19 protein-coding genes are annotated in these 23,679 nt (G+C 43.8%); 16 read left to right on the top strand and 3 right to left on the bottom strand.

Annotated features, from left to right (window positions below; genetic code table 11):
• Window positions 1-36 precede the first annotated feature (36 nt).
• The 3 genes from ACSYSR_RS02995 to ACSYSR_RS02985 form a co-directional block, all read right to left on the bottom strand.
• A complete protein-coding gene (locus tag ACSYSR_RS02995; protein ID WP_489816165.1) occupies window positions 37-564 on the bottom strand; it encodes a hypothetical protein in 528 nt (175 codons plus the stop codon).
• Window positions 565-1,270: 706 nt separating this feature from the next.
• On the bottom strand, window positions 1,271-2,053 hold the full coding sequence (locus tag ACSYSR_RS02990; RefSeq protein ID WP_489816166.1) for a hypothetical protein: 783 nt from the start codon (window positions 2,051-2,053) through the stop codon (window positions 1,271-1,273).
• 432 nt (window positions 2,054-2,485) lie between these two features.
• Window positions 2,486-2,785, bottom strand: a complete 300-nt coding sequence (locus ACSYSR_RS02985; protein ID WP_489816167.1) for a hypothetical protein — start codon at window positions 2,783-2,785, stop codon at window positions 2,486-2,488.
• Between the two features lie 1,115 nt (window positions 2,786-3,900).
• On the opposite strand from ACSYSR_RS02985, the gene ACSYSR_RS02980 reads away from it, so the two are divergent.
• From ACSYSR_RS02980 to ACSYSR_RS02905, 16 genes are all read left to right on the top strand, one after another.
• Window positions 3,901-5,220 carry a chloride channel protein gene (locus tag ACSYSR_RS02980; protein ID WP_489816168.1) on the top strand — a complete coding sequence of 440 codons (1,320 nt, stop codon included), beginning with the start codon at window positions 3,901-3,903 and terminating at the stop codon, window positions 5,218-5,220.
• Between the two features lie 248 nt (window positions 5,221-5,468).
• Window positions 5,469-5,957, top strand: coding sequence for a 5-(carboxyamino)imidazole ribonucleotide mutase (gene purE, locus ACSYSR_RS02975; protein ID WP_252773290.1), 489 nt, complete (start codon window positions 5,469-5,471; stop codon window positions 5,955-5,957).
• Window positions 5,954-7,078, top strand: coding sequence for a 5-(carboxyamino)imidazole ribonucleotide synthase (gene purK, locus ACSYSR_RS02970; RefSeq protein WP_489816169.1), 1,125 nt, complete (start codon window positions 5,954-5,956; stop codon window positions 7,076-7,078). Before purE ends, purK begins: the two co-directional genes overlap by 4 nt.
• Window positions 7,079-7,096: 18 nt before the next feature.
• Window positions 7,097-7,849, top strand: coding sequence for a phosphoribosylaminoimidazolesuccinocarboxamide synthase (locus tag ACSYSR_RS02965; RefSeq protein ID WP_489816170.1), 753 nt, complete (start codon window positions 7,097-7,099; stop codon window positions 7,847-7,849).
• A 16-nt stretch (window positions 7,850-7,865) separates the two neighbouring features.
• Window positions 7,866-8,114: a phosphoribosylformylglycinamidine synthase subunit PurS gene (purS, locus tag ACSYSR_RS02960; protein ID WP_489816171.1), complete on the top strand. Its 249-nt coding sequence runs from the start codon at window positions 7,866-7,868 to the stop codon at window positions 8,112-8,114.
• A gap of 14 nt (window positions 8,115-8,128) precedes the next feature.
• Window positions 8,129-8,803: a phosphoribosylformylglycinamidine synthase subunit PurQ gene (gene purQ / locus ACSYSR_RS02955; protein WP_489816172.1), complete on the top strand. Its 675-nt coding sequence runs from the start codon at window positions 8,129-8,131 to the stop codon at window positions 8,801-8,803.
• Window positions 8,804-8,833: 30 nt separating this feature from the next.
• Complete coding sequence (purL, locus tag ACSYSR_RS02950) at window positions 8,834-11,077, top strand: phosphoribosylformylglycinamidine synthase subunit PurL (RefSeq protein WP_489816173.1); 2,244 nt, start codon at window positions 8,834-8,836, stop codon at window positions 11,075-11,077.
• A gap of 11 nt (window positions 11,078-11,088) precedes the next feature.
• Complete coding sequence (gene purF, locus ACSYSR_RS02945; protein ID WP_489816174.1) at window positions 11,089-12,630, top strand: amidophosphoribosyltransferase; 1,542 nt, start codon at window positions 11,089-11,091, stop codon at window positions 12,628-12,630.
• Complete coding sequence (purM, locus tag ACSYSR_RS02940) at window positions 12,631-13,689, top strand: phosphoribosylformylglycinamidine cyclo-ligase (RefSeq protein ID WP_489816175.1); 1,059 nt, start codon at window positions 12,631-12,633, stop codon at window positions 13,687-13,689.
• Window positions 13,674-14,279, top strand: coding sequence for a phosphoribosylglycinamide formyltransferase (gene purN / locus ACSYSR_RS02935; protein WP_489816176.1), 606 nt, complete (start codon window positions 13,674-13,676; stop codon window positions 14,277-14,279). The genes purM and purN overlap by 16 nt, the downstream gene beginning before the upstream one ends.
• Window positions 14,276-15,802, top strand: coding sequence for a bifunctional phosphoribosylaminoimidazolecarboxamide formyltransferase/IMP cyclohydrolase (gene purH / locus ACSYSR_RS02930; protein ID WP_489816177.1), 1,527 nt, complete (start codon window positions 14,276-14,278; stop codon window positions 15,800-15,802). Before purN ends, purH begins: the two co-directional genes overlap by 4 nt.
• Before the next feature lie 18 nt (window positions 15,803-15,820).
• Window positions 15,821-17,083: a phosphoribosylamine--glycine ligase gene (gene purD / locus ACSYSR_RS02925; RefSeq protein ID WP_252773280.1), complete on the top strand. Its 1,263-nt coding sequence runs from the start codon at window positions 15,821-15,823 to the stop codon at window positions 17,081-17,083.
• A gap of 10 nt (window positions 17,084-17,093) precedes the next feature.
• Window positions 17,094-18,761: a formate--tetrahydrofolate ligase gene (locus ACSYSR_RS02920; protein ID WP_489816178.1), complete on the top strand. Its 1,668-nt coding sequence runs from the start codon at window positions 17,094-17,096 to the stop codon at window positions 18,759-18,761.
• 522 nt (window positions 18,762-19,283) lie between these two features.
• Entirely contained in the window at window positions 19,284-20,387 is a 1,104-nt protein-coding gene (locus tag ACSYSR_RS02915) for a PTS sugar transporter subunit IIC (RefSeq protein ID WP_252774419.1), read from the top strand.
• Window positions 20,388-20,676: 289 nt separating this feature from the next.
• Window positions 20,677-21,837, top strand: a complete 1,161-nt coding sequence (locus ACSYSR_RS02910) for a PTS sugar transporter subunit IIC (RefSeq protein ID WP_489816179.1) — start codon at window positions 20,677-20,679, stop codon at window positions 21,835-21,837.
• Window positions 21,838-22,336: 499 nt separating this feature from the next.
• Window positions 22,337-23,668, top strand: a complete 1,332-nt coding sequence (locus ACSYSR_RS02905) for an SLC45 family MFS transporter (RefSeq protein ID WP_489816180.1) — start codon at window positions 22,337-22,339, stop codon at window positions 23,666-23,668.
• Window positions 23,669-23,679 lie beyond the last annotated feature (11 nt).

Genomic DNA, 23,679 nt, shown 5'->3' with positions numbered 1-23,679 from the left:
AATGATTTGTATTGAAGATAAGTTTTGTTATTAACGTTATTGAATGAAATGATTATGAATTGTATTTCCTATATCCAAATGTTTTAGTAATTCTTTTTTTTTTGAATTCCCATCTAATTGAGCAAATCCCATTCTGAAAGACTTACCCTTTTTAAATTTATTTTGTAATTTTATTTTGTTTAAAAAGTACCCATGTTCACAAAAACACCAAGGACGAATATATGTGTTTGAATCTACAGTTATAAGAGCATTAGGAGCGTCTAAAAATAAAAATTGATCGGCTTTATCTAATGCATCAGATAAAGCCTTTTTGATGTTGCTATTTTTTGAGTTAAAAATAAAATCTGCATACAAAAAAATATTTTGTTCTTTGAAAATATGAAAAAGAGAAATAGCAGTTCTGAGATCTTTCATAGAGTACGATAGAAATATATAAGTAACTGGGGGTTTGATGTCATAGTCGTTAAATTGTTGTGATAAGTCGCTTTTCTTTAAAAAAACATCATTTTTTATTTTTTCTAAATTTGATATAATTTTTTGTTTTTTTATCTCTTCGGGATCCAATGTATCTGGTTCTATTTCTTTTAGTGGTTGAATGCTATCGTTTGCAATAATTAATTCATTTTGGAAGTTATTGATAAAATCATTAAATGAGTCGATTTTTTTGCTTGGTTAAATATGTCTTCAGTATCTTTAAATAGCATTGCTTAAAACTTTCTCTTTTTTATTCTAGTTAATATTATCATCTTATTTTTTTCTCTAAAAAACAGTCTAATAAAGAGTATTTGACGTTCATATTTCTAGGAAATCATTTTTATAATAGTATTTTTTTTAAATCCCGAAAAACTTATGTTTATTGTTAATGTAATTATTCTTTTTTTTCAAAATTATTCTCTTATTTGTCTCGTTTTTAATTAAAAAAACGAGACCAGAAAGTTTTTTTGGGGGGCTGACAGTTACATTCTAGTAAACGGATATGCTCGGATTAGTTATATTGGACAATCCGGTCAACGCCGTTATGTAGCTGTTGGACCGGACGATGGTTCATCATCAACTACCTGGGGAACTGGATTTTTCAATTTAGTATATATTCCGATTATAAAAAATAAAAATTGTAGTTAAACTACTTTAACAGTGGCAAAATAGTTAAAAACGGAACCTAGATTGTCCAGTGTCTAGGTTCCGTTTTTAACTTTACAACAATAAAACTTAAGGCTATTTCATTACGAAGGGACTGTATTGGTTAAAAAAATTATTACTTAACTACATATCAAGGCCTTAAAAATTCATAATGACCATCCTTATATACTCGGTATACTCCCTCAATGCCAAGCTTACCAAGTGCTTGCTCTTGTTTTGATAGTACCTGCACATCAAAAATATCAGGATTATTTGTTAAGAAAAGTGGATCATAAACGAGGCGGTAATTATGATCGGGATCATAATCAATACTTGAAATTAAATTAATTGCCTCTTGACCATTACTGACTGGGGATCCTTGGCCAAGTTGGTCAGAACTCGGTGAAAAATCAAAATACGTATAAGGTTGCAATAGCTCATAATGACCATCTCGATACACCCTATAAACTCCGGTAGGCCCATTTACTAAATTATTACTATTAGACAAAATTTTGACGTCAAAAATATTTTCATTACTATCACCAAATAATTTATCAGGTACTAATTGATAACTATCATTCTGATCTTGACCTGGGAGGCTTTTCACCAGGCTAATAGCCTCTTGACCATTGGCAACTGGTTGACCTTGACCTATTTCTCCTTTTTGCTGCGATAAAGGAACTGTCGAATTAGTATTGGGGCTAGGCAAATTTGAGATCATATTTTCATCACTGCCTGCACCTGCTGTTGAAGATTTTTTCTCTCCAGAGCTATTCCTTGCATTATGAAATTGTGATGTTCGACTACTACCCGACGATACTGAAGAAGTTTGCCGAACATGTTTCCCAGATTGAGAAGAACTATTTTTAGAAATCAGGAACGTTCCTGAAATCAATAGCAATACAATGACAACAACCGTGATTATCTTTTTCATTACATCTCCACGTATATTAAAATAATACTTATTTAAAAATAAATTGAATACTAATGAAAGTCTATCCGTTTGCACATGAATACGCAAGAAGAGACAAAATATAAGGTGCACTTTCCAAATAACCATACAACTTAAGTACAGGCTTTTAGTATCAAACCCACTTTATTTTAGTACTCAAAATGCTTCTCATGAAGGTTCTCAGAATTGATTTTTTCACAAAGCTCAAGCCCTTGAAATGGGCTTTCTGAGAAGTAGACCAATTGTTGGGGTTCAAATTGAGTAAGCGTGCTTATCATAAAAGAAAGACCAGCCCCGAAATTTCAGGGCTGGTCTTTTTTACTTTCGTTAACCAACATTATATTAACTAAAATTTGTACATACGCTATCCGGGTATTTGGGAAATATATATTTTGTTAATAGGCACCCGAGAGATTATTTATTTTCCTTTTTTTCATAACGATAGCCATTAAGAAAATCGACAATCTCTTGCATTCTGCCACCTACAATTTTATTCAAAATTCTGATAAATGGTGCATAATACCAAATTTTAATGTGACCATTCGATTTATCGTGTCGATATTTATCGCGCCCTCTTTCAAAATCTGATAGATTATCACCCTTTTCATCGTTATGGGCATATGGTCCATAGTAACTATAATCACGACTATATGTGTCGTTCTCATAGTTTTCTTTTACCATGTCATGTAAGTCTTTTATTTTATTTTTGGACATTTATTTTTCCTTATTTTTGTGTTTAAGTATACGTTAATAAAAGATAGAATTGTATTTTTAATGGTCATCGGTGTCAATGTTATACTGTCAATATGGACAATGCAAAACTTGACATCCTAACAGCACTAGAAAAAGAACTGAGTATTAGTCGTCAAACACAGTATAAACGGCTTAATGATAGGAATATGAGCAAAAGACTTTTTAACAAAAGAAAAAGCAGATCCCAATTAATGGGATCTGCTTTTTTCGTTAACGCACATTATGTTAACAGCGACTGATTATACCTAGAAAGATAGTGTTTATCCTATAGAATTAACGTGAGAGAGATCAACAGTGATTCCTTCAAAAAATCCAATAACTCCTATTGCTAAAAACAATACCTAATATCTGTATTATTCTGTGTTTATTTTCATGATTCTCTATTTTGTTTTCGTTAATTTACGTTATATTAAGTCGAATTTTAGTGGTGTAAGAATCCGTTGATAAAGCCATACACTATGGGAATAATAATACCAATGCTAGTAATGGTAAATCATATTTTTTCAAGTAAGTCGAGTTTCTTAAAAAAGCTTTTGGCATGTGTTAGTAAAATGATAATTCCGATCAAAGCAGCATAGTAATGTACAGCATAATTTAAACCTTCGAATATTGATAGTACTTTTTTCAAAGGAATATTGATATGTGCTGATAGGAAAGCCAAAGTGTTAGACTTTATTTTTTAGGGGCGTTTCTTTTCTCAAAAAGTCTTTTGCTCAATTTCAGCCAAATCAATTAGTGTACTGCTCAAAAAAGGGAAGTTAAAGACATTGATGACAAGTTGAACTTTAATCGATTAGCACAATAATGGCCGCAGGCATTTATTCTTGCTTTATAACGCGACCGTTCTTTTCTGGTAAAAATCAAGCTGGCATAAAAGCGGAATTCAATAGTAAAGACTTTTAACCAGATTCTTGCATTTTCTGGACAAATTATGTACATTAGTATGCGGTTATTTACCACTTATTCTGCGCATGGTTGAGCCATTTTCGGCCAAAAGGAGACCCTGATTTGCCCAATGAAATTGTCAGAATTTAATTGTTTTCAAATAATCCAATTACCGATCTAAAGGGGAAATTATGGTTAATCAAAATCAACAGCCGTTAGCGGCTGAATTCAAAGAAGAGGACAGCGCCTTTTGGTCACTGGGGATTGCGACAATCGTCTTGGCGGTGGTTATCGGCTTTGCTGCACTCTTGCTGTCACTCTTTTTAGAACATGTGGAAGTTTTGTTCTTACATTTTCATGAATCGTTCCGGCACTATAGCCCAAACAGCGCTAGTCCAATGCGCCGTTTTCTATCGGTTGTCATCGGATCAACAATTGCCGGGTTTGTCTGGTGGGCGATTCGTTCTCGTGGTCGCAAAATCGTTGGTATTAATGCTGCCTTAAAGGGTGACGAAATGCCACCAATTAAGACGGCTTTCAACGTCTTGGCTCAGATGTTCTTTGTCGGAATGGGTGGGTCCGTTGGTCGTGAGTTAGCACCTCGGCAGGCCGGGGTCATGCTAGCCCAAGTTTATCAAAAGAAAACAGCTAAATGGCAGTTCTTGAAGTTAAGTCAAGAGGACCAAAAGCTACTCTTGGCCGCCGCGGCTGGTGCTGGTTTTGCCGGTGTTTATATCTCGCCAATTACGGGGATGCTCTTTGCCGTTGAACTGCTATTGAAGAAAGCATCTGTGAAGACCATTTCGGTGGCTTTGATTATGTCGACGATTGCTGCTTTAATGGGAGCGATTGTTAAGGGCTTTGATCCATACTATGCCTTATCAAAGGCTGACCACTTCTCACTGATTTTATTGGTCGTTTCCTTGATTATCGGCCCAATTGCCGGAATCTTTGGGGCGTGGGCCAAGCAAGCCTTTGCTTGGGCACAGCAATACCAGGCAAAGGGAAAGTGGCTTTGGGTGACGATGCCATTGGTCGGAATCGTCACTGGGCTAACTGCCTGGGTCTTCCCTTACGTGATGGGGAATGGCCGTGCCACGGCCCAGTATGCTTTTTTGCAAACGAACCATCACTTGCTGTACTTTTTCATTGCCCTTGGTTTAGCTAAATTTGTCATGACCTTCTTGAGTCTCTACGCTGGTGGTACTGGTGGTACATTGACACCCTCGATTGCATTGGGAAGTGTCTTGGGCTTGGTTTTCTCCGTGCCCTTGGCACCACTTTTTCCAGGAATCTTACCATGGCAGTTTGCTTTGATTGGTGCCGTTGCCCTATTAGCAGCCTCTCAGCAAGCACCATTGATGGCAATGTTTATGGTCTTTGAAATCAGTCACCTGGACTATTCGGCTCTGATTATCTTCGCCCTTGCGGTGGCCCTGTCATCGTCAACAGCTAAGATTTATCTGAATTGGTGTGACCGCCGTGCTGCAGTAAAATCTAAATTAGGCTAATTTCACTAGAAATGCCAGAATGTTTTTAACATTCTGGCATTTTTTTATTACAGATAATACATAGGAAAGATGCGGGTTTTAAACGATTGTTCGGTTTTGGTCTGGAATTCCCTCTTTATATGAGAAAATTATTATTAAATAACGAACACAAGTCATGTTAGTTTTGTTATCATGTCTTTAAAGCGAACTCCATTTTTTTAAAGTGGCTCTATATCGATAAAAAACGAACAATACAGGAGGCGTACCGCATGACAGCGCGCGTAGCAGTGGTGATGGGTTCTAAAAGTGACTGGCCAACGATGAAGCTGGCTGTTGATTTGTTGCAAGACTTAGGGATTGCAGCAGAGAAGCACGTAATTTCAGCCCACCGAATGCCAGTTCAACTACAGGAGTTTGGGTCACAGGCCAGAGAGAATGGCTTAGAAATTATTATTGCCGGAGCGGGAGGGGCCGCTCATTTACCTGGCATGTTAGCTGCCAGTACAACAATCCCCGTCATCGGGGTCCCAGTTAAGTCCAGCAACTTAAATGGTCTTGATTCACTCTTGAGTATTGTTCAAATGCCCGGCGGGGTGCCGGTTGGCACAATGGCCATCGGGAATTCTGGTGCCAAGAACGCGGCCCTATATGCCGCTTCGATTTTGTCATTACAAGATGAAGAAGTTGCCACTAATTTGGCTGATTTCCGCGCTAAGCAAACTGCTAGCTCGATTGAAAGCGAAGGGGAGTTGCAATGACAGAGGCAAACCGTTACCTCGAACCAGGGAAGACCATCGGAATCATCGGTGGTGGTCAGTTGGGGCAAATGATGGCCCTTTCAGCAAAAGAAATGGGTTATCAGGTACTGGTCTTAGATCCAACCCCAGACTGTCCCACCGCTCAAGTTTGTGATGACCAAATCGTGGCTGAATACGACGATCAAATGGCCCTCCAAGAGTTGGCGGATCGGTCGGATGTTTTGACTTATGAATTTGAAAACGTCAGCCAAGCGGCCTTACAGGAATTGAAGGATGCCTATATCCCACAGGGCGTGCGACTCTTAGAAATCACCAGTAATCGTTTGGCGGAAAAAGCCTTTATCCGCGATGAAGCACAAGTACCGGTTGCTAAGTTTGCCCGGGTTGAGAGCCCAGCGGATTTAGAGCAGGCGATCACCAAGGTGGGCTTGCCAGGTATTTTAAAAACGGTTAGTGGTGGTTACGATGGCCACGGTCAATTTGACTTGAACACCGCTGCTGATGTTGAAGAGTTGAAGGGGAATTGGCCTGGTGGCGTGCTGATTTTAGAAGAAAAGATTGCCTTTACCAAGGAAGTCAGCGTCATGGTAACTCGAACGAAGCAGGGTCAATTGGTCACGTGGCCAATTTCTGAAAATGTCCACCAAAATCATATTTTGAAGACCTGCATGATTCCCGCAGCGATTGCCAAAGATCAAGATAGCCAAGTCCATGAAATTGCCAAGACGATTGCCGATCAGCTTGACTTGCGCGGGGTCTTAGGCATCGAACTCTTTGTTAACCAGGAGAGCAATCAGGTGTGGGTCAATGAGTTAGCGCCACGGCCACATAATTCTGGTCATTACACGATTGAAGCCTGCAATATTTCTCAGTTTGAAGGACATATTCGCAGCATTGTCGGCCTACCAATTCCAGCAATTAAGCTCCATGACCGTGCGATGATGGTCAATTTACTTGGCGATGAATTGTTAAAGGCACGCCAAGCCTTCCCTGACCATGCCGATTGGCATTTCCATGATTATGGCAAGGCGGCCGTCAAGCCCGGTCGGAAAATGGGCCACCTCACGGTGGTTGGTCAACCGGCTATTGCAGATTTAAGCACATATTTCCAAACAATTTAATCAGGAGAGTAAGGAAAAATGATAGAAAATACAGTTGAATTTGACGGACAGCAGCTTACCCGCGGTGACTTGCTGTATGAAGGAAAGGCTAAGCAGGTCTTTGCGACTAATGATCCGGCCATTATCTGGATGCATTACATGGACCAGGTCACTGCCTTGAACGGAAAAGTTAAGGAAGAATACAGTGGCAAGGGCGAGTTAAATTCAAACATCTCAAATCTCCTTTTTACTTACCTGTCTAACCAAGGCTTGCAACACCATTGGTTGGGGTCAATTTCTGCAACCGATGAGCTGGTGAAGAAGGTGGATATTATTCCTTTGGAAGTGGTTACTCGTAACTATACAGCGGGGCACTTTGTTTCTCGCTTCGGGGTCGAACTAATGCAAAAGTTGTCACCCCGTGTGCAGGAACTGTATTACAAGTCGGATGAGCTGGATGACCCCTTTATGAACGACTCACAGGCAGTATCCTTGCGCTTTGCCAGCGAAGCTGATTTAAAGACGGTCTATGGGTTGGCTGACAGGGTCAACGAACTCTTGGTGGCCTTGTTTAACAAGGTTGACATTACGTTACTTGACTACAAATTAGAATTTGGCCGTTTAGCTGATGGGCAAATCATCTTGGCTGATGAACTTTCACCGGATAACATGCGTTTGGTTGATCAAAAGACGGGCAAGTCACTTGATAAAGATGTTTTCCGCCAAAAGCAGGGGGACTTGCGTGTTGGCTACCAGGATGTATTGGCACGCCTCCAAGGCGCGTTGAAGTAAAAGGAGTACAGGAAAAATGTATTTGGCAAAAATTTACGTAACCTACAAGCCATCAATTTTGGACCCGCAGGGGGTTGTTATTAAATCAGCCTTGGAGCGCTTGGAATACCAAGGAATCGAAGATGTTAGTCAAGGAAAGTACTTCCAGGTGAAGTTAACCGGTGTCGATCAGGTTGCCGTTGCCAAGGAAGTTGAATCATTGGTTGAAGAATTATTAATTAACCATAATACCGAAACCTATACTTACGATTTGGAAGAAATTTAAAAAGGAGACCACCCATGAAAGCTGCTGTCATTACTTTTCCAGGTTCTAATTGTGATATGGATATGTATCACGCTTTGGAATCGTTTGATGTTGATGTTGATTTGTTAGACGATCAGGCCAGTGACCTTTCAGCATACGATGCCATCTTTATTCCAGGCGGCTTTTCTTACGGTGATTATCTCCGTTCAGGTGCTGTTGCTAAGTTTTCACCGGCAATGGACGCTGTGAAGGCCGCTGCCGCAAACGGTCAGTTGGTTGTTGGTATTTGCAATGGTTTCCAGATTTTGACGGAAGCTGGGCTGTTGCCTGGTCAACTCCTGGTTAATGAGCAGCCTGGTTTTATTTGCGATGAAGTCAACTTAGTGGTGGAAAATGCAGAGAGTAACTTTACCAACACGATGGGTAAGGGGGCAGTCTTGAAGGTTCCAATCGCTCACGGTGAAGGAAACTATGTTACTGATGAAGCCACTCTCAAAGAGTTGGAAGATAACCAGCAAGTCATTTTCCGCTACCAAGAAAACGTTAACGGTTCAATGAATAAAATTGCCGGTGTCACAAATAAGGCAGGCAACGTTTATGGCATGATGCCCCACCCTGAACGAGCTGTTGATGCTTTAACTGGTAATGACAGTGGCCGTGCTTTCTTCGAAAGCCTCTTACACGCAGTTGATCAAAAAGCCCACGCCTAAGCAAGACATCCGTTTTAAAGGAGAATTTGGATGAGTACCCAACAAACTAACCCAATGGCAAATGAGCCCAGCCCAGATATGATCGCTGAAAAGCGGATTTATGCCGATTGGGGCCTAACAGACCATGAATATGATTTGATTGTGGAACACCTTGGCCGCCGGCCAAATTATACCGAAGCTGGTATTTTTTCTGGAATGTGGTCAGAACACTGCTCTTACAAGAAGTCAAAGCCCGCGTTGCGCAAGTTCTGGTCGAAAAACGAACGTGTCTTACAAGGCCCTGGTGAAGGTGCCGGTATCTTAGATATTGGGGATGGCCAGGCCGTCGTTTTTAAAGCTGAGAGCCACAATCATCCTTCCTTTGTCGAACCTTATGAGGGGGCTGCAACCGGTGTTGGTGGTATTTTACGCGATATTTTCTCCATGGGTGCCCAACCAATCGCCGTTTTGGATTCTTTGCGCTTTGGTCAATTAGACAATGCCAAGACCCGTCAAATCGTTGATGGTGTCATTGCCGGGATTGCCGGATATGGGAATGCCATCGGGATTCCGAACTTGGGTGGTGAAATTGCCTTTGATGAATCGTATGCGGGAAACCCACTGGTCAACGTGATGTCAGTTGGTTTGGTTAACCAAAATGAAATGCAAGTTGGTCAGGCTAAGGGGTCAGGCAACACGATTATCTATGTTGGCGCGAAAACGGGTCGAGACGGCATCAATGGGGCAAGCTTTGCCTCAGCAGAATTTTCATCAACAGAAGAATCCGACCGTTCTGCTGTTCAGGTTGGAGATCCTTTCTTGGAAAAGTTGGTGATGGACGCCACGATTGATGCTATTAAGAAATATGGTAAGAGCATTATCGGAATCCAAGACATGGGCGCTGCTGGTTTACTGTCATCAAGTTCTGAAATGGCCTCAAAGGCCGGTACTGGAATCGAATTGAACCTTGATTTGGTTCCCCAACGAGAAGCTTCGTTGACACCGTACGAATTGATGTTGTCCGAGTCACAAGAACGGATGTTGCTGGTCGTCCAAAAGGGCGAGGAACAACCAGTAATCGACCTCTTTGAAAAGGCCGGTTTGGATGCCGTTGCAGTTGGTACGGTGACAGACGACGGCCGTTACCGTTTGAACTTCCACGGCGAAACAGTGGCTGATGTGGACATTGACTTTTTGACAAACGCACCTGAGCCAAAGTTGGCCCAGGAAGAACCTGCTCGTTTGAAGGAAGCTCGTGCTGACCAATACCAACCAAACGTGGCAGATGCCAACCAGGTCTTGCTTGATCTTTTGGCACAGCCAACGATTGCCTCCAAGGCCAGCCTCTTTCGTCACTTTGATTCCCAAGTCCGTGCCGATACTGTGGTCAAGCCGGGCGGGGATGCTGGGGTTGTGCGCATTCGCGGAACAAAGAAGGCTTTGGCGATGACGACCGATGTTAACAGTCGCTACGCCTACTTGAACCCCTTTGTGGGTGGTCAAATGGCTGTGACCGAAGCTGCCTCAAACCTGGTAGCGACAGGTGCTTTGCCAATCGGAATGACGGACTGCTTGAATTTTGGTTCGCCCGATAATCCAGCAGTTTATTATGAGTTACATCAGTCAGTTGAAGGCATCACGGAGATGGCCAAGCGCTTAAATACTCCCGTTATTTCTGGCAATGTCAGTCTTTATAACGAAACTGACAACCAGGCCATCTTACCAACAGCCATGGTCGGCATGGTTGGTTTGATTGCTGATAATCAACACATTACCCGTGCCGAATTCCAAAACGAAGGCGACCAGGTTTACCTGGTAGGAACTATTGGGGATTCCTTTAACGGTAGCGAAATTCAAAAGATGCAGACTGGTGAAATTGCTGGTCAGTTAGCTGATTTTGACGTAGACGCTGCCCAAGTAAATCAGGAATTTGTTTTGCAGGCAATCGAAGCCGGTTTGGTTACCAGTGCACACGACTTAAGCGAAGGTGGTTTGGCCGTGGCTTTGGCTGAAGCGACCTTCCCAAATGACTTTGGAGTGCAAGCTGATTTTCCAGGAACGACTGCACAACTGTTTGCGGAAGTGCCAGGCCGCTTTGTATTGTCAGTACCGAGCGAACAAGCAGTTGCTTTTGAACAAAAGATGACCGAAACGAAGGCAGTGGTTGCTAAGTTGGGTCAAGTAACGACGGATGCAGTCATCGCCATTCAAACACAGGATGGCCAAGTAATGGTTGACCAAAAGGCCGCCAAGGCAAGCTATCAAGACGCGATTCCGCAATTGATGGCTGAATAAGGAGCACACCAATGGATCAATATGTGAATGAAGTGACCGAACAAGCGGCTTACTCATCATTAAATGAAGAATGTGGCATCTTTGGTGTCTGGGGTCGTGATGATGCGGCCAATTTGACCTATTATGGTCTGCACGCTTTGCAGCACCGTGGTCAAGAAGGAGCCGGTATTGTTGCCAATAATCAGGGACACCTGTGGCAGGAACGCGGGATCGGCCTTGTTGCCGAAGTTTTTGCTGACCCCCGTCGTTTGGAAGCCCTCAAGGGCCAGGCAGCGATTGGCCACTTGCGTTATGCAACGGCCGGGGCCCATGGAATTGAAAATATCCAACCCTTGATGGCTAATTTTCATGACATGCAACTGGCTTTGGCCCACAATGGGAACTTAACTAATGCACAAACATTGCGCAACCAGTTGGAAGAAGATGGCTCTATTTTCCAGTCCTCATCGGATTCTGAAATTATTTTGCACCTGATTCGTCGCTCACAGGCCGAGACCTTTGATGAAAAAATCAAGGACGCCTTGAATCAATTGCGTGGTGGCTTTGCTTTCTTGTTGCTGACCCCACACGCTTTGTATGCCATGTTGGATCCACACGGTTTTCGACCATTTGTTATTGGACAAATGCCAGATAATGGTTCTTATGTGGTTACTTCCGAAACGGCTGCGCTCCATGTTGTTGGGGCAAAGTATGTGCGTGATGTCCAACCTGGTGAGTTGATTCGTATTGATCAGGATGGCATGAACATCACTCATTACACAGAAAAGACGACATTGAATGTCGATGTGATGGAATATGTTTACTTCGCCCGTCCTGATTCGGATATTCACGGCATTAATGTTCACCAAGCGCGGAAGCGAATGGGGGCTGCGCTCGCAAAGGAACAGCCGGTTCCTGGAGCTGATATCGTTGTTGGCGTACCAAACTCCAGTTTGTCTGCCGCCAGCGGTTATGCCGAAGGCGCTGGACTGCCAAACGAAATGGGTTTGGTCAAAAATCAGTATATTGCCCGGACATTTATCGAGGCCACCCAAGATAAGCGCGAACGCGCCGTGCGGATGAAGTTATCTGCCGTTGAAGCTGTGGTGAAGGACAAAAACGTTGTCCTCGTTGATGACTCCTTGGTTCGTGGTACAACTTGTCGTTATATTGTCCGGATGCTCAAAGAAGCTGGGGCGAAATCAGTCCATGTTCGGATTGCGAGTCCAATCTTTAAGTACCCAGCTTTTTATGGGATTGATGTCCAAACCCGGGCTGAATTGATGGGCAATAATCATAGCTTGGACGAAATGACTGAATTAATCGAAGCGGATTCATTGGAATTCTTGAGTAACGAGGCTTTGGTGGCATCAATCGGTTTGCAGATGCCAGATGGTGAAACTGGCTTAACGACGGCTTACTTTAGCGGCCATTATCCAAGCCCGATTTATGACTATAGCCCAGAAATGGCTGAAGCCAAAGCAAGTGGTGAGGTCACTTTTGCTGAAGAACCAACCAGCTTGTATGTTCCGCAAAATCCAGCAGAAGATCAGCGAGTAGAAGGAGCAAATTAAATGGCAAAAGAGCACAACGCTTATGAGGCAGCTGGGGTTGACATTGAGGCCGGTAACCAGGCCGTTGAGTTAATGGCCGAGGCCGTTGCGGATACTTACACACCAAATGTTGTCTCCGGACTAGGGGGATTTGGGTCTGTTTATGCCCTTGATGCGGGTATGCAGGAACCGGTCCTGATTTCCGGAACTGATGGTGTTGGCACTAAGCTCCTTTTAGCAATTGCCGCTAACCGGCATAATACGATTGGTCAAGACCTGGTTGGGATGGTTGTGAATGATATTTTAGCTCAGGGTGCCAAGCCAGCCTTTATGCTGGATTACCTGGCCGTCGATAAGATGCGACCAACAGTTGCTGCTGAAATCGTGACGGGGATTGCCAAGGCGGCTAAGGAAGCGCAAATTGCCCTGGTTGGGGGAGAAAGCGCAGAATTGCCCGGTTTGTACCAGCCTCATCACTATGATCTAGCTGCCTTTGCGGTTGGTGTGGCTGAAAAAAGCCGATTGCTAACAAATGAGACCGTTCAGGTAGGCGATGTTTTGATTGGATTGCCATCCTCTGGTGTTCATTCCAACGGTTATTCGCTGGTTCGTCAGGTCTTGGGTATCCATGATGATGCCAAAGCCTTTAATGATTTGCCAGATCACTTGCAGGAAGAAATTTTGGCGCCAACGAAGTTGTATACTAACGCCTTGTGGCCATTGGTTGAGCAGGAGTTGGTACACTCAGCCGCCCATATTACGGGTGGTGGCCTTGTTGAAAACTTACCACGAGCATTACCAAAGAATGTTCAAGCAAAAATCAGCTGGGGCACATGGCCGATTTTGCCCATCTTTAAGAAGTTGCAAGAGGCCGGTAACTTATCGCTCGATGATATGTTGTTGACCTTTAACAACGGCTTGGGCATGGTTTTGATGGTTCCGGCTGACAAAGCGGGTGTGATTTTGGATCAATTGGCAGAACGCTCTGAACCAGCCTATCGGATCGGTGAAATCGTGCCAGCTGAACCAGATCGTGAACCGGTCTTCTTTGAGGGGGATGCGCCATGGCCAGAAAAATAAAGCAACGAAAGGCCCGGTTGGCGGTTTTTGCTTCTGGAACGGGAACAAACTTTTCCGCCCTGCAGGAAGCAATTGTTAATCAGGACCTACCGGCAGAAATCGTTTTAGTCGTGGTTGACCACCAGGATGCGCCGGTTATCCAGCGCGCAGCGAAGTGGGCTATTCCGGTTTTTAAGGTTCGGTACCCAAGTTATGAAAATAAGGCGGCTGCCGAACAAGCGATTGTCGCCCAATTACAGGAGCACCAAGTTGATGGTATTTTGCTGGCCGGGTATATGCGTATCTTAACAGAAACACTGCTTTGCGCCTTTCCGCAAAAAATTGTGAATCTGCACCCTGCGTTGTTGCCTAAGTTCCCAGGTCGCCATAGTATCCTCGATGCTTATGAGGCTGGTGTAGGGGAAACGGGTGTGACCGTGCACTTCATCGACAACGGCATTGATACTGGACCAGCAATTGCCCAGCAGGCTGTGCCACGCATGCCAGAAGATTCACTGGCAGATTTGACTGAACGAATTCACGCAGTTGAACATGAACTTTATCCAGCAGTATTAGCTGATTTACTAGAAAAAGGGGTATTTTTACAATGAAACGGGCCTTGTTAAGTGTTTCCGATAAGACGGGTTTGGTAGACTTTGCCAAGCAATTAGTAGCATTAGACTTTGAATTGGTTTCAACCGGCGGTACACACAAGGCTTTGGCCGATGCTGGTTTGGATGTGATTGGGATTGAAGAGGTTACGAACTTCCCAGAAATGTTAGATGGTCGTGTTAAGACTTTGCACCCCCGCGTGCACGGTGCCTTGTTGGCCCGGCGTGACTTGCCTGAACACATGGCGACTTTGAAAGAACATGGCATTACACCAATTGATCTGGTAGTTGTAAACTTGTACCCATTTAAGGAAACCATCTTGAAGCCCGACGTAACCGATGCGGATGCGATTGAAAACATTGATATTGGTGGCCCATCAATGTTGCGTTCGGCAGCCAAGAACTTTGCTGCTGTTTTGCCAGTTGTTGATCCAACTGATTACGAAGCAGTGATTGCCCACTTGAAGAGTGGCGAAGACGACCAAAAGTTCCGCCGCCAATTGGCAACGAAGGTCTTCCAACACACAGCCGCTTATGATGCCTTGATTGCTTCTTACTTGACTGACAAGGAATTCCCAGAACAATTGACGATTTCTGGTGAAAAGTTTGACGACATGCGCTACGGGGAAAATCCAGACCAAAACGCTGCCGTTTATACGAGCGCTTTGCCTGAAAAGTATTCAATCTTAAATGCTGATATTTTGCACGGGAAGCAATTGTCTTACAATAATATCCGCGATGCCGATGCGGCTTTGCGCATCATCGCTGAATATGAGGAAACGACAGTCGTCACAGTTAAGCACATGAACCCCGCCGGAATTGGTCAGGGTCAAACGGTTGAAGCAGCTTGGGACCAAGCCTTTGCTGCTGATGATGTTTCAATTTTTGGTGGTATTGTCGCCTTGAACCGCGAAGTTGACTTGGCAACTGCCGAAAAAATGCACGCGATTTTCTTGGAAATCATTATTGCCCCAAGCTTTACCAAGGAAGCCTATGAAGTTTTGGCTAAGAAGAAGAACTTACGTCTTTTGACTTTGCCTTTTACAACGGCTATTCCAAATCAGACTGAAGTCACTTCTGTCTTGGGTGGCTTTGTGGCCCAGGATCGTGATTTGTTGTCCGAAACGGTAGCTGATTTTAAGGTAGTATCAAAGGCGCAGCCAACTGCCGAACAGTTGCAGGCAATGGTCTTTGCCCAAAAGGCTGTTAAGCATACCAAGTCCAACGCCATTGTAGTGGCCCGCGATGGCCAAACATTGGGGGTTGGGGCTGGTCAACCGAACCGAATCGATTCAGTGAAGATGTCCATTGCAAAGGCTAAGACAAAGCCTGGCTTTGAGGATGCTGTTTTGGCATCCGACGCCTTCTTCCCCATGGACGATTCAGTGGCTTATGCCGCTGAAAACGGTATCAAGGCAGTGGTTGAACCTGGTGGATCAATCAAGGACCAAGACTCAATTGATAAGGCCAATGAATTGGGCTTGGTTTTGGTCTTCTCAGGTCGTCGTCACTTCAAGCATTAAGCAAGAGGAACAATCGTTATGGCAAAGGTATTAGTAATTGGTTCAGGTGCACGTGAACATGCGCTCGCCCAAACATTTTTGAGAAGTCCCCAGGTCGATGAAGTTTTCGTAGCGCCTGGTAATGATGGCATGCAGGAAGAAAACCTGACTCGGTTACCCATTGGAGCAAACGACTTAGACACCTTGGTGCAGGCTGCTCAAGAGCAACAGGTCGATTTGACCTTCGTTGGCAACGAAGATCCTTTGATTTTAGGGATTGTCGACCGTTTTGAGGCCGCCGGTTTGAAGATTTTTGGCCCCAATGCCGTTGCTGCACAATTGGAAGGGTCAAAGACCTTTGCCAAGGAAGTTTTAACCACTAACCAAATTCCAACGGCTAAGGCTGTTACGGTGACAAGCCAAGACGAAGCCAAGACAGCGATTGCAAATTTTGATTGGCCAATGGTTTTTAAGCTTGATGGGTTGGCCCTTGGTAAGGGTGTTACGATTATTGAAGACCAATCGAGTGCCGATGAATATCTGCAAAGCTTGTATCAGAAAGACCCGGTTGCTAAATTAGTGATTGAGGAATTCTTGAACGGTGTTGAATTTTCCATCTTTTCCTTAGTCGGCCAAGATGGCCGGGTTGTGCATACACCAATGGCCCAAGACCATAAGCGTCGCTATGACCATGACCGTGGACAAAATACTGGTGGAATGGGGGCCTATAGCCCACTTTCTTGGTTGCGTCCAGCAGATGCGAAACAGGCAGTTGATGAATTAGTAATGCCCATGTTAGCCGCCATGGCTGATCGGGGAACACCCTTTACCGGTGTCTTATATACCGGAGTGATGCTAACTGCAGCCGGGCCAAAGGTGATTGAGTTTAACGTTCGCTTTGGTGATCCAGAGGCCCAGGTTGTCTTGCCTCAGCTCCAATCTGATTTTTATCAATTGATTTTGGATTTGCTAGCAGGTAAAAAGCCCGAAGTACACTGGCAAAGCGATGATGTATACTTAGGGGTGGTATTGGCTGCGCCAGGCTATCCACAGGCACCCGAAAAGGGTGGTGTGGTACCAACGACGGTCGAGTTGTCACCATTGACGGTCAATTATGCTGGTGCTAAACTTGCTGAAAATGGCTTGGTTGCTAGCGGAGGTCGTGTGGCCACGGTTGTTGGTCATGGCGAGGACACGGTGCGTGCGCAAGCCTTAGTATATGATGTTTTGGATAAGACCCATGGTGACTTAGTTTACCGTCATGACATTGGTCATTGGGCGGTTGACTTAGCGAAAGAATGAGGATGTGCGAGTGAAAACAGATATCGAAATTGCACAAGAAGCGGTTGTTCAACCAATCGGCGAGATTGCTGAAAAAGTAGGCTTGAAGGCGCATGAAATTGAACCTTACGGCTATGATAAGGCTAAGATTAACCTAGATAAAAGCGTTGATCGTCAATCAGAATTGGGCAAGCTGATTTTGGTAACGTCGATTAATCCGACACCAGCTGGTGAAGGAAAGTCAACTGTAACGGTTGGCTTGGCGGATGCCTTAAGCCTGGCTGGACAAAAGACCATGATTGCCTTGCGGGAGCCTTCTTTAGGACCAGTAATGGGTCTCAAGGGTGGGGCAACCGGTGGCGGTTACTCACAAGTGATTCCAATGGCTGATATCAACTTGCATTTTACTGGTGATTTCCACGCCCTGACTAGTGCCCATAATACGTTAGCGGCAGCGATGGATAATAGTATTTACCAAGGTAACCCGTTAAAGATTGATCCACGTCGCATTTTGTGGAAGCGGGTTTTAGATATTAATGATCGCGCTTTGCGGCACACAACGATTGGTCTTGGTGGACCCACCTCGGGTGTGCCGCGTGAAGATGGCTTTGATATTACGGTTGCTTCCGAGTTGATGGCTATCTTGACACTATCAACTGATTTGCAAGACTTGAAACAGCGAATTGAAAAAATTGTCGTCGCCTATAATTATGATAAAAAACCGGTAACGGTTGCTGACTTAGGTGTGGCTGGTGCCCTGACAGTGCTCTTGAAAGACGCGATTAAACCAAACTTGGTCCAAACGTTGGCCCACACACCAGCTATTATTCATGGCGGTCCCTTTGCCAATATTGCCCAGGGAACAAACTCAGTTTTGGCAACGAAGACGGCATTGCAGCTGGCGGATTATGTTGTCACGGAAGCTGGATTCGGTGCGGACCTTGGTGGTGAAAAGTTTATGGACATCAAGGTGCCAAAGCTTGGTAAGGCACCCGATGCGGTTGTCGTTGTTGCGACCGTCCGTGCTTTGAAACATCACGGTGGTGCCGCATTAGCTGATTTGAACCAAGAAGACCTGCTGGCTTTAAAGGGCGGCTTGGAAAACCTTGGTCAAAACATTAAGGCCATGCAACGCTATGGTCGCCCAGTTTTGGTCGCCGTGAACCGGTTTACGGCTGATACCGACGCTGAAATTAAGCTGATCGAGGACTTTGTGGCAACGCTTGGTGCCCAGGTCTTCTTGGCCGATGTGTGGGCACAAGGCGGTGCTGGCGCCCAGGACCTCGCCCAAACGGTGATTGAAACCAGCGCCCAGGCGGATGCTGATTTTACCCCACTGTACCAGGAAGATGCGCCTGCATTAGAGAAGTTGCAGGCCATTGTTGAAAATATTTACGGCGGCGTAGCTGTCGAACTATCTGCTAAAGCGGAAAAGCAATTGACGGACTTTGCACAATACGGTTGGGATAAATTGCCAATCGTGATGGCGAAGACGCAATACTCGCTTTCTGATGATCCGAAGAAATTAGGTGCACCAAAGGACTTTACGGTTCATATCCGTGAGTTTGTACCTAAGCTTGGCGCAGGATTCTTAGTGGCCCTGACTGGGTCCATTTTGACTATGCCTGGTTTGCCAAAGCATCCGGCCGCCTTGGATATCGATATCGATGAAAACGGCCAGATTAGCGGTTTGTTCTAATGATATCAATGATGAAAGGTTTTGTTTTGGCTAGCCTTTTTCTTACTTAAGCTGGCGGTGGCCGCAAAATTAGGTGCACGATTAATAAAAAGGTTTCTGAATTTTCAGAAACCTTTTGTACTGATGTGGTGATACGACCAACGTGTTGGTCTTATTTTATAAGCGATTAATAAAAAAATAAAATTAGTGTTGACTCATCAAATTCTCATGTTATAATAAAATCATTATTAAACAAGACGAAGAAAGAAAGGCGGTTTCACTGATGAAGAATATTATGAATCAAAGTCAAATCGCCCAATCTCAATTCGCGTTGTTGCTCAGCTTGCTAATGTACTCCTAGTAAGTTGATTTTTGAGTTTGTCAGCTACTGGGAGGAAACTTCCAGTAGCTGCTTGGGCAAAGGGCCCCGGCAGTGTAAAAACTGCCGGGGCCTTTTTTATTTAGTAAAGGAGAGAAGCGATGGACATTAGTCGTCAAGCAAAGATTGAGGAAGACGTAGCTGATTTTGAAAAGGCCGAAGCAATGGTGGTCAATCAAAATGAAGGGAAACAGGACAAAGAGTCCGTGAAGGAGATGGTTTATAACGTTAGTGCGGCGGTTTCAAACGCCATCTTGGTTACTTTGGGGATGGGCTTGTTGTTGCAAACGATTGCCGGCTTCATTCACTGGGCACCAATGATTCAGTTGGGGGCGATTACGAAAATCATTTTGCCGGCTGCCTTTGGTGCTGCCATTGCTTCACAACTAAAGACGAATACGATGGTGATGTTTTCAGCGATGGCTGCCTCAACGGTTGGCGCAAACGCCGTTTTCTTTACTACTTCAAGCATGAAGCTGGCAACGGTGACAGGATTTTCGAGTGCACAGGCGGTTGGATCAACCGTTATCACGACCGGACAACCAATTTCAGCCGTTTTGGCTGGTTTGATTGCCGTCCTCTTTGGTAAGTGGTTGTCTGGTAAAACACCGTTAGATATGGTGATTGTGCCAGCCTTGACGACGATTGTCGGAACGGTATCTGGTTACTACTTAGCAATTGTGACTACACCAATTCTGGTTAAGATGGGTGAAATGATTACAGCAAGTATTGCAGTTAATCCTGTTATTGGGACGGCTTGTGTGGCCATGGTCTTCGGGGCATTGACAATGACGCCTGCTTCTGCAGCTGCTTTGGCGGTAGCGATTGGTGCCACCGGTGTTAGCTCACCTGAAGCAGCTGGTGCAATTTTGATTGGGACGACGGCTGTCTTTGTTTCTTATCCGGCGATGTCCTTCCATGAAAATAAGATTGGGGCAACAATTGCCCAAGGAATTGTTACTCCGAAAATCCAGTTTCCCAACATTATTAAGAACCCAATGTTGCTGATTCCGCCAATGGTAGGCGCAGCAATTGCGGCACCAATTGCAACAATTGGCTTCCATATTACCGTACCATTTGCAATGGCAGGAATTGGCTTCAACTCCTTTATCGTTCCTTTGGCTCTTTTCGGTCGAGGCATGACAGTTTTTGGTGCATACATGGTCTTCGGCGTGGTTGTGCCAGTGGTGGTTTCCTTCATTCTGTATCGAATCATGCATAAAATTGGTTGGATCAAGTCAGGCCAAACCCATCTGGAAATGGTTTAATGAAATTATCAAAATTAGTGTTGACTAATAAAATTCTAATGTTATAATTAATTTATCATATAAAGAAGAGCAGAAAAGAGGGTAAAGATTATGTACAAGTTCATGCAAACAAATCAGGCCCAATCACAAGTCATTATTATTATCAGCTTACTAAACAATTAAACTAGTAGGTTGGTTTTAAGTGCACCAGTTACTAGTTCTTAGTAACTGAGTGTTAAAGGTCCTAACGCTTAGCGTTAGGACCTTTTTTATTTGCGATTGGTTAAGAGAAAAAAGGGGAATGATGCATATGGATGCACGAGTAACAGAAGACAAAGTTCAAGAAGATGTTTTGGACTTTGAAAAATCAGAAACAGCTGTTGAAGCAACTCCAAAAGATCAAGAAACATTAAAAGAGAAAGTTTATAACGTTAGTGCGGCGATTTCAAATGCGATCCTGGTCACGCTGGGAATGGGATTTTTGATGCAGTCAATCGGTGGCTTGACTCATTGGCCAGTACTGGTGCAATTAGGTTTGATTGCTAAGGTTATGTTGCCGGCTGCCTTTGGCGTGGCAGTTGCCTCACAGTTAAAGACCAATACCATGGTGATGTTCTCAGCGATGGCTGCTGCAACGGTTGGTGCTAACGCGGCCTTTTTCACGACGACGACGATGAAATTATCAACGGTGACTGGCTTTGCGAGTGTGCAAGCCCCGGGTTCGATTGTTTTGACGACAGGACAACCAATTTCAGCGGTTATGGCTGCTGTGGTAGCCGTTCTCTTTGGAAAGTGGTTAACTGGTAAAACGCCGTTAGATATGATTATCGTGCCGGCATTAACGACGCTGGTTGGAACTGTTTCAGGTTACTACCTGGCTCGTGTGACGACGCCCCTCTTAGTTGGAATGGGTAAAGGTATTGCTGCTACTGTTAGTTGGAGTCCAGTTGTTGGAACAGCATTGGTTGCCATGTTGTTCGCTGTCTTCTTGATGTCACCAGCATCATCAGCAGCTTTAGCGGTGGCCATCGGGGCAACTGGTGTTAGTTCACCAATGGGTGCTGGTGCCATGCTAGTTGGAACGGCTGCTATGTTTGCGGCTTATCCTGCGATGTCTTTCCACGAAAACAAGCCAGGAACCTTTATCGCACAGGCTTTCGTGACGCCTAAGATTCAGTTCCCAAACCTGGTCCGCAATCCATGGCTCTTCTTACCACCAGTTGTATCAGCAGCTGTCTGTGCACCAATTGCTGCCGTTGCCTTTCATTTGACGGTGCCATTCTCTTTGGCGGGAATGGGCTTGACTTCATTAATTGTGCCACTTGATTTGGCAACGAAGAATCCCGGGATGTTGGGAACCTTCCTAGTCTTTGGGGTTGTTTTGCCTGCCTTGATGTCCTTCTTGCTGTACCGTGTTCTCTTAAAGATGGGCTGGGTCAAGAGCGGTCAAACGCACTTGGATGTTATCTAATTTCAAATTTCACCGTAAAGGTTGTAGAAACCCCAGAATTTAGACAAATTCTGGGGTTTTATACTGTCTAAATTAGTCATTGTCGATAAAGTCAATCAGTGATTATCCGTGAAAAAATCCATTAGTATTGCAGGGTTCCAATCCATGGTTCATGAATTCAAACAGTGATAGTTAGATTAGGATTGTGATTGTGTTAACCGTGACCAGTGGACACAGTCTGAATCAGTCACTGTCGTGAAAAGAAAAACATAACTAACAATGATGGAGCGGGCAAGTTTCAGTGGTACGTAAAAATAAGAACATTCTTTTGGCGTTTCATAGTGAAGGTTAGCGCTAGTAGAAAGTCACTTGAAAAGAAAAATTTAAAATGTTTTGTTTTTATCATTTTATTTTAAAAATAAACATTTTTTCAGGAAAAGAAAAACGCTTACAAAAAAGTGTAAGCGCTTTCAGAAAAAGATGCTATAATCAAATTACAAAAGATAAGGAGGAAATCTTTATGGAAAACTATCAACATGAATTACCTGTTCTAGAAAAGAAACAAATATTTAATCTTACCTTTGGATATTTTGGATTAAATATGGCCTTTTTTTTACAAACATCACAGATGAGTAGAATATTCCAAACCATCGGAACGGATCCTACTAAATTAGGCTGGTTCTTTATTTTACCGCCATTAGCAGGGATGATTGTTCAACCCATTGTCGGTAGAATGTCCGATAAGACTTGGAATCGATTTGGCAGACGGCTGCCATATTTGATATTCGGAGCAATTATTTCAGCTTTGGTTTTGATTCTTTTACCCAATGCTGGTTCGTTAGGATTTGGGTATGGATCTTCGACCGCTTTAATCTTTGGAGCTGTTAGCATCATGATGTTAGATGTTTCTGCTAATATGTGCCAACAACCATTTAAGATGTTAATTGGTGACATGGTTAATGAACGACAAGAGGATAAAGCATGGTCGTTACAAAATATTTATTCGAATGCGGGAGGAATGTTGGCCGCTATCCTACCAGCTGTAATTACGATTATTGGCTTCTCCAATATTGCGCCGAAGGGTGAGGTTCCAGCCAGTGTTAAGATTTCTTTTTATCTGGGGGCAATCATTATTATGGCAACGACGTTCTATACAATTATGAATGTCAAAGAATATAACCCGCAAGATTATCAGCAGTATCATGGATTGAAAAAAAATAAAAATGAAAAAACACCAAGCTTTATTTCACTCTTAAAAAACGCTCCATCAATTTTTTGGGAACTTTCTGCTGTGATGTTGTTTAGTTTTATTTCTGTTCAATTTGTTTGGACTTATAGTACTGGCGCATTAGCAGAAAATGTGTGGCATACGACAGATCCAGCTAGTGTTGGCTTCCAAGCGGCTGGCAATTGGAATGGTATTTTAACTTTTGTGCAGTCATTAACCGGTGTGCTTTGGGGAACTTTAGTTTTGGCTCAACTAAAACCGTCAAAGCGAAGGGGGGCACTCTTCTTTGCACTGATTTTAGGCGGAATTGGCTTGATGATGCTGTTTTTCATCTCGACTAAAATGTTAACAATCGTGCCATTTGCTTTATTTGGCATTATGTATATAACGATTGGAACGGAAGCTTTTGCAATGATTACAAGTGGTATTAAGGGCGAAAATGAAGGGGCCTATTTAGGTTTGTTTAATTGGCAAATCTGTATTCCTCAAATTATCGCCTCCGTTTCGAGCTTTGCAATTTTCCCTATGGTACACAAATCGATGAGTGCAATGATGTTGATTGCAGGAATTTCAGCTTTAGTAGCAGCAGTAATGATTAGATTTGTCAAAACGGTCAATGATTAATGAGGAGTAGT

The organism is Fructobacillus sp. ESL1096 (genome assembly GCF_058511985.1).
The sequence above is the reverse complement of the archived record's forward strand: the minus strand, read 5'-3'. Positions and strand labels throughout refer to the sequence as shown.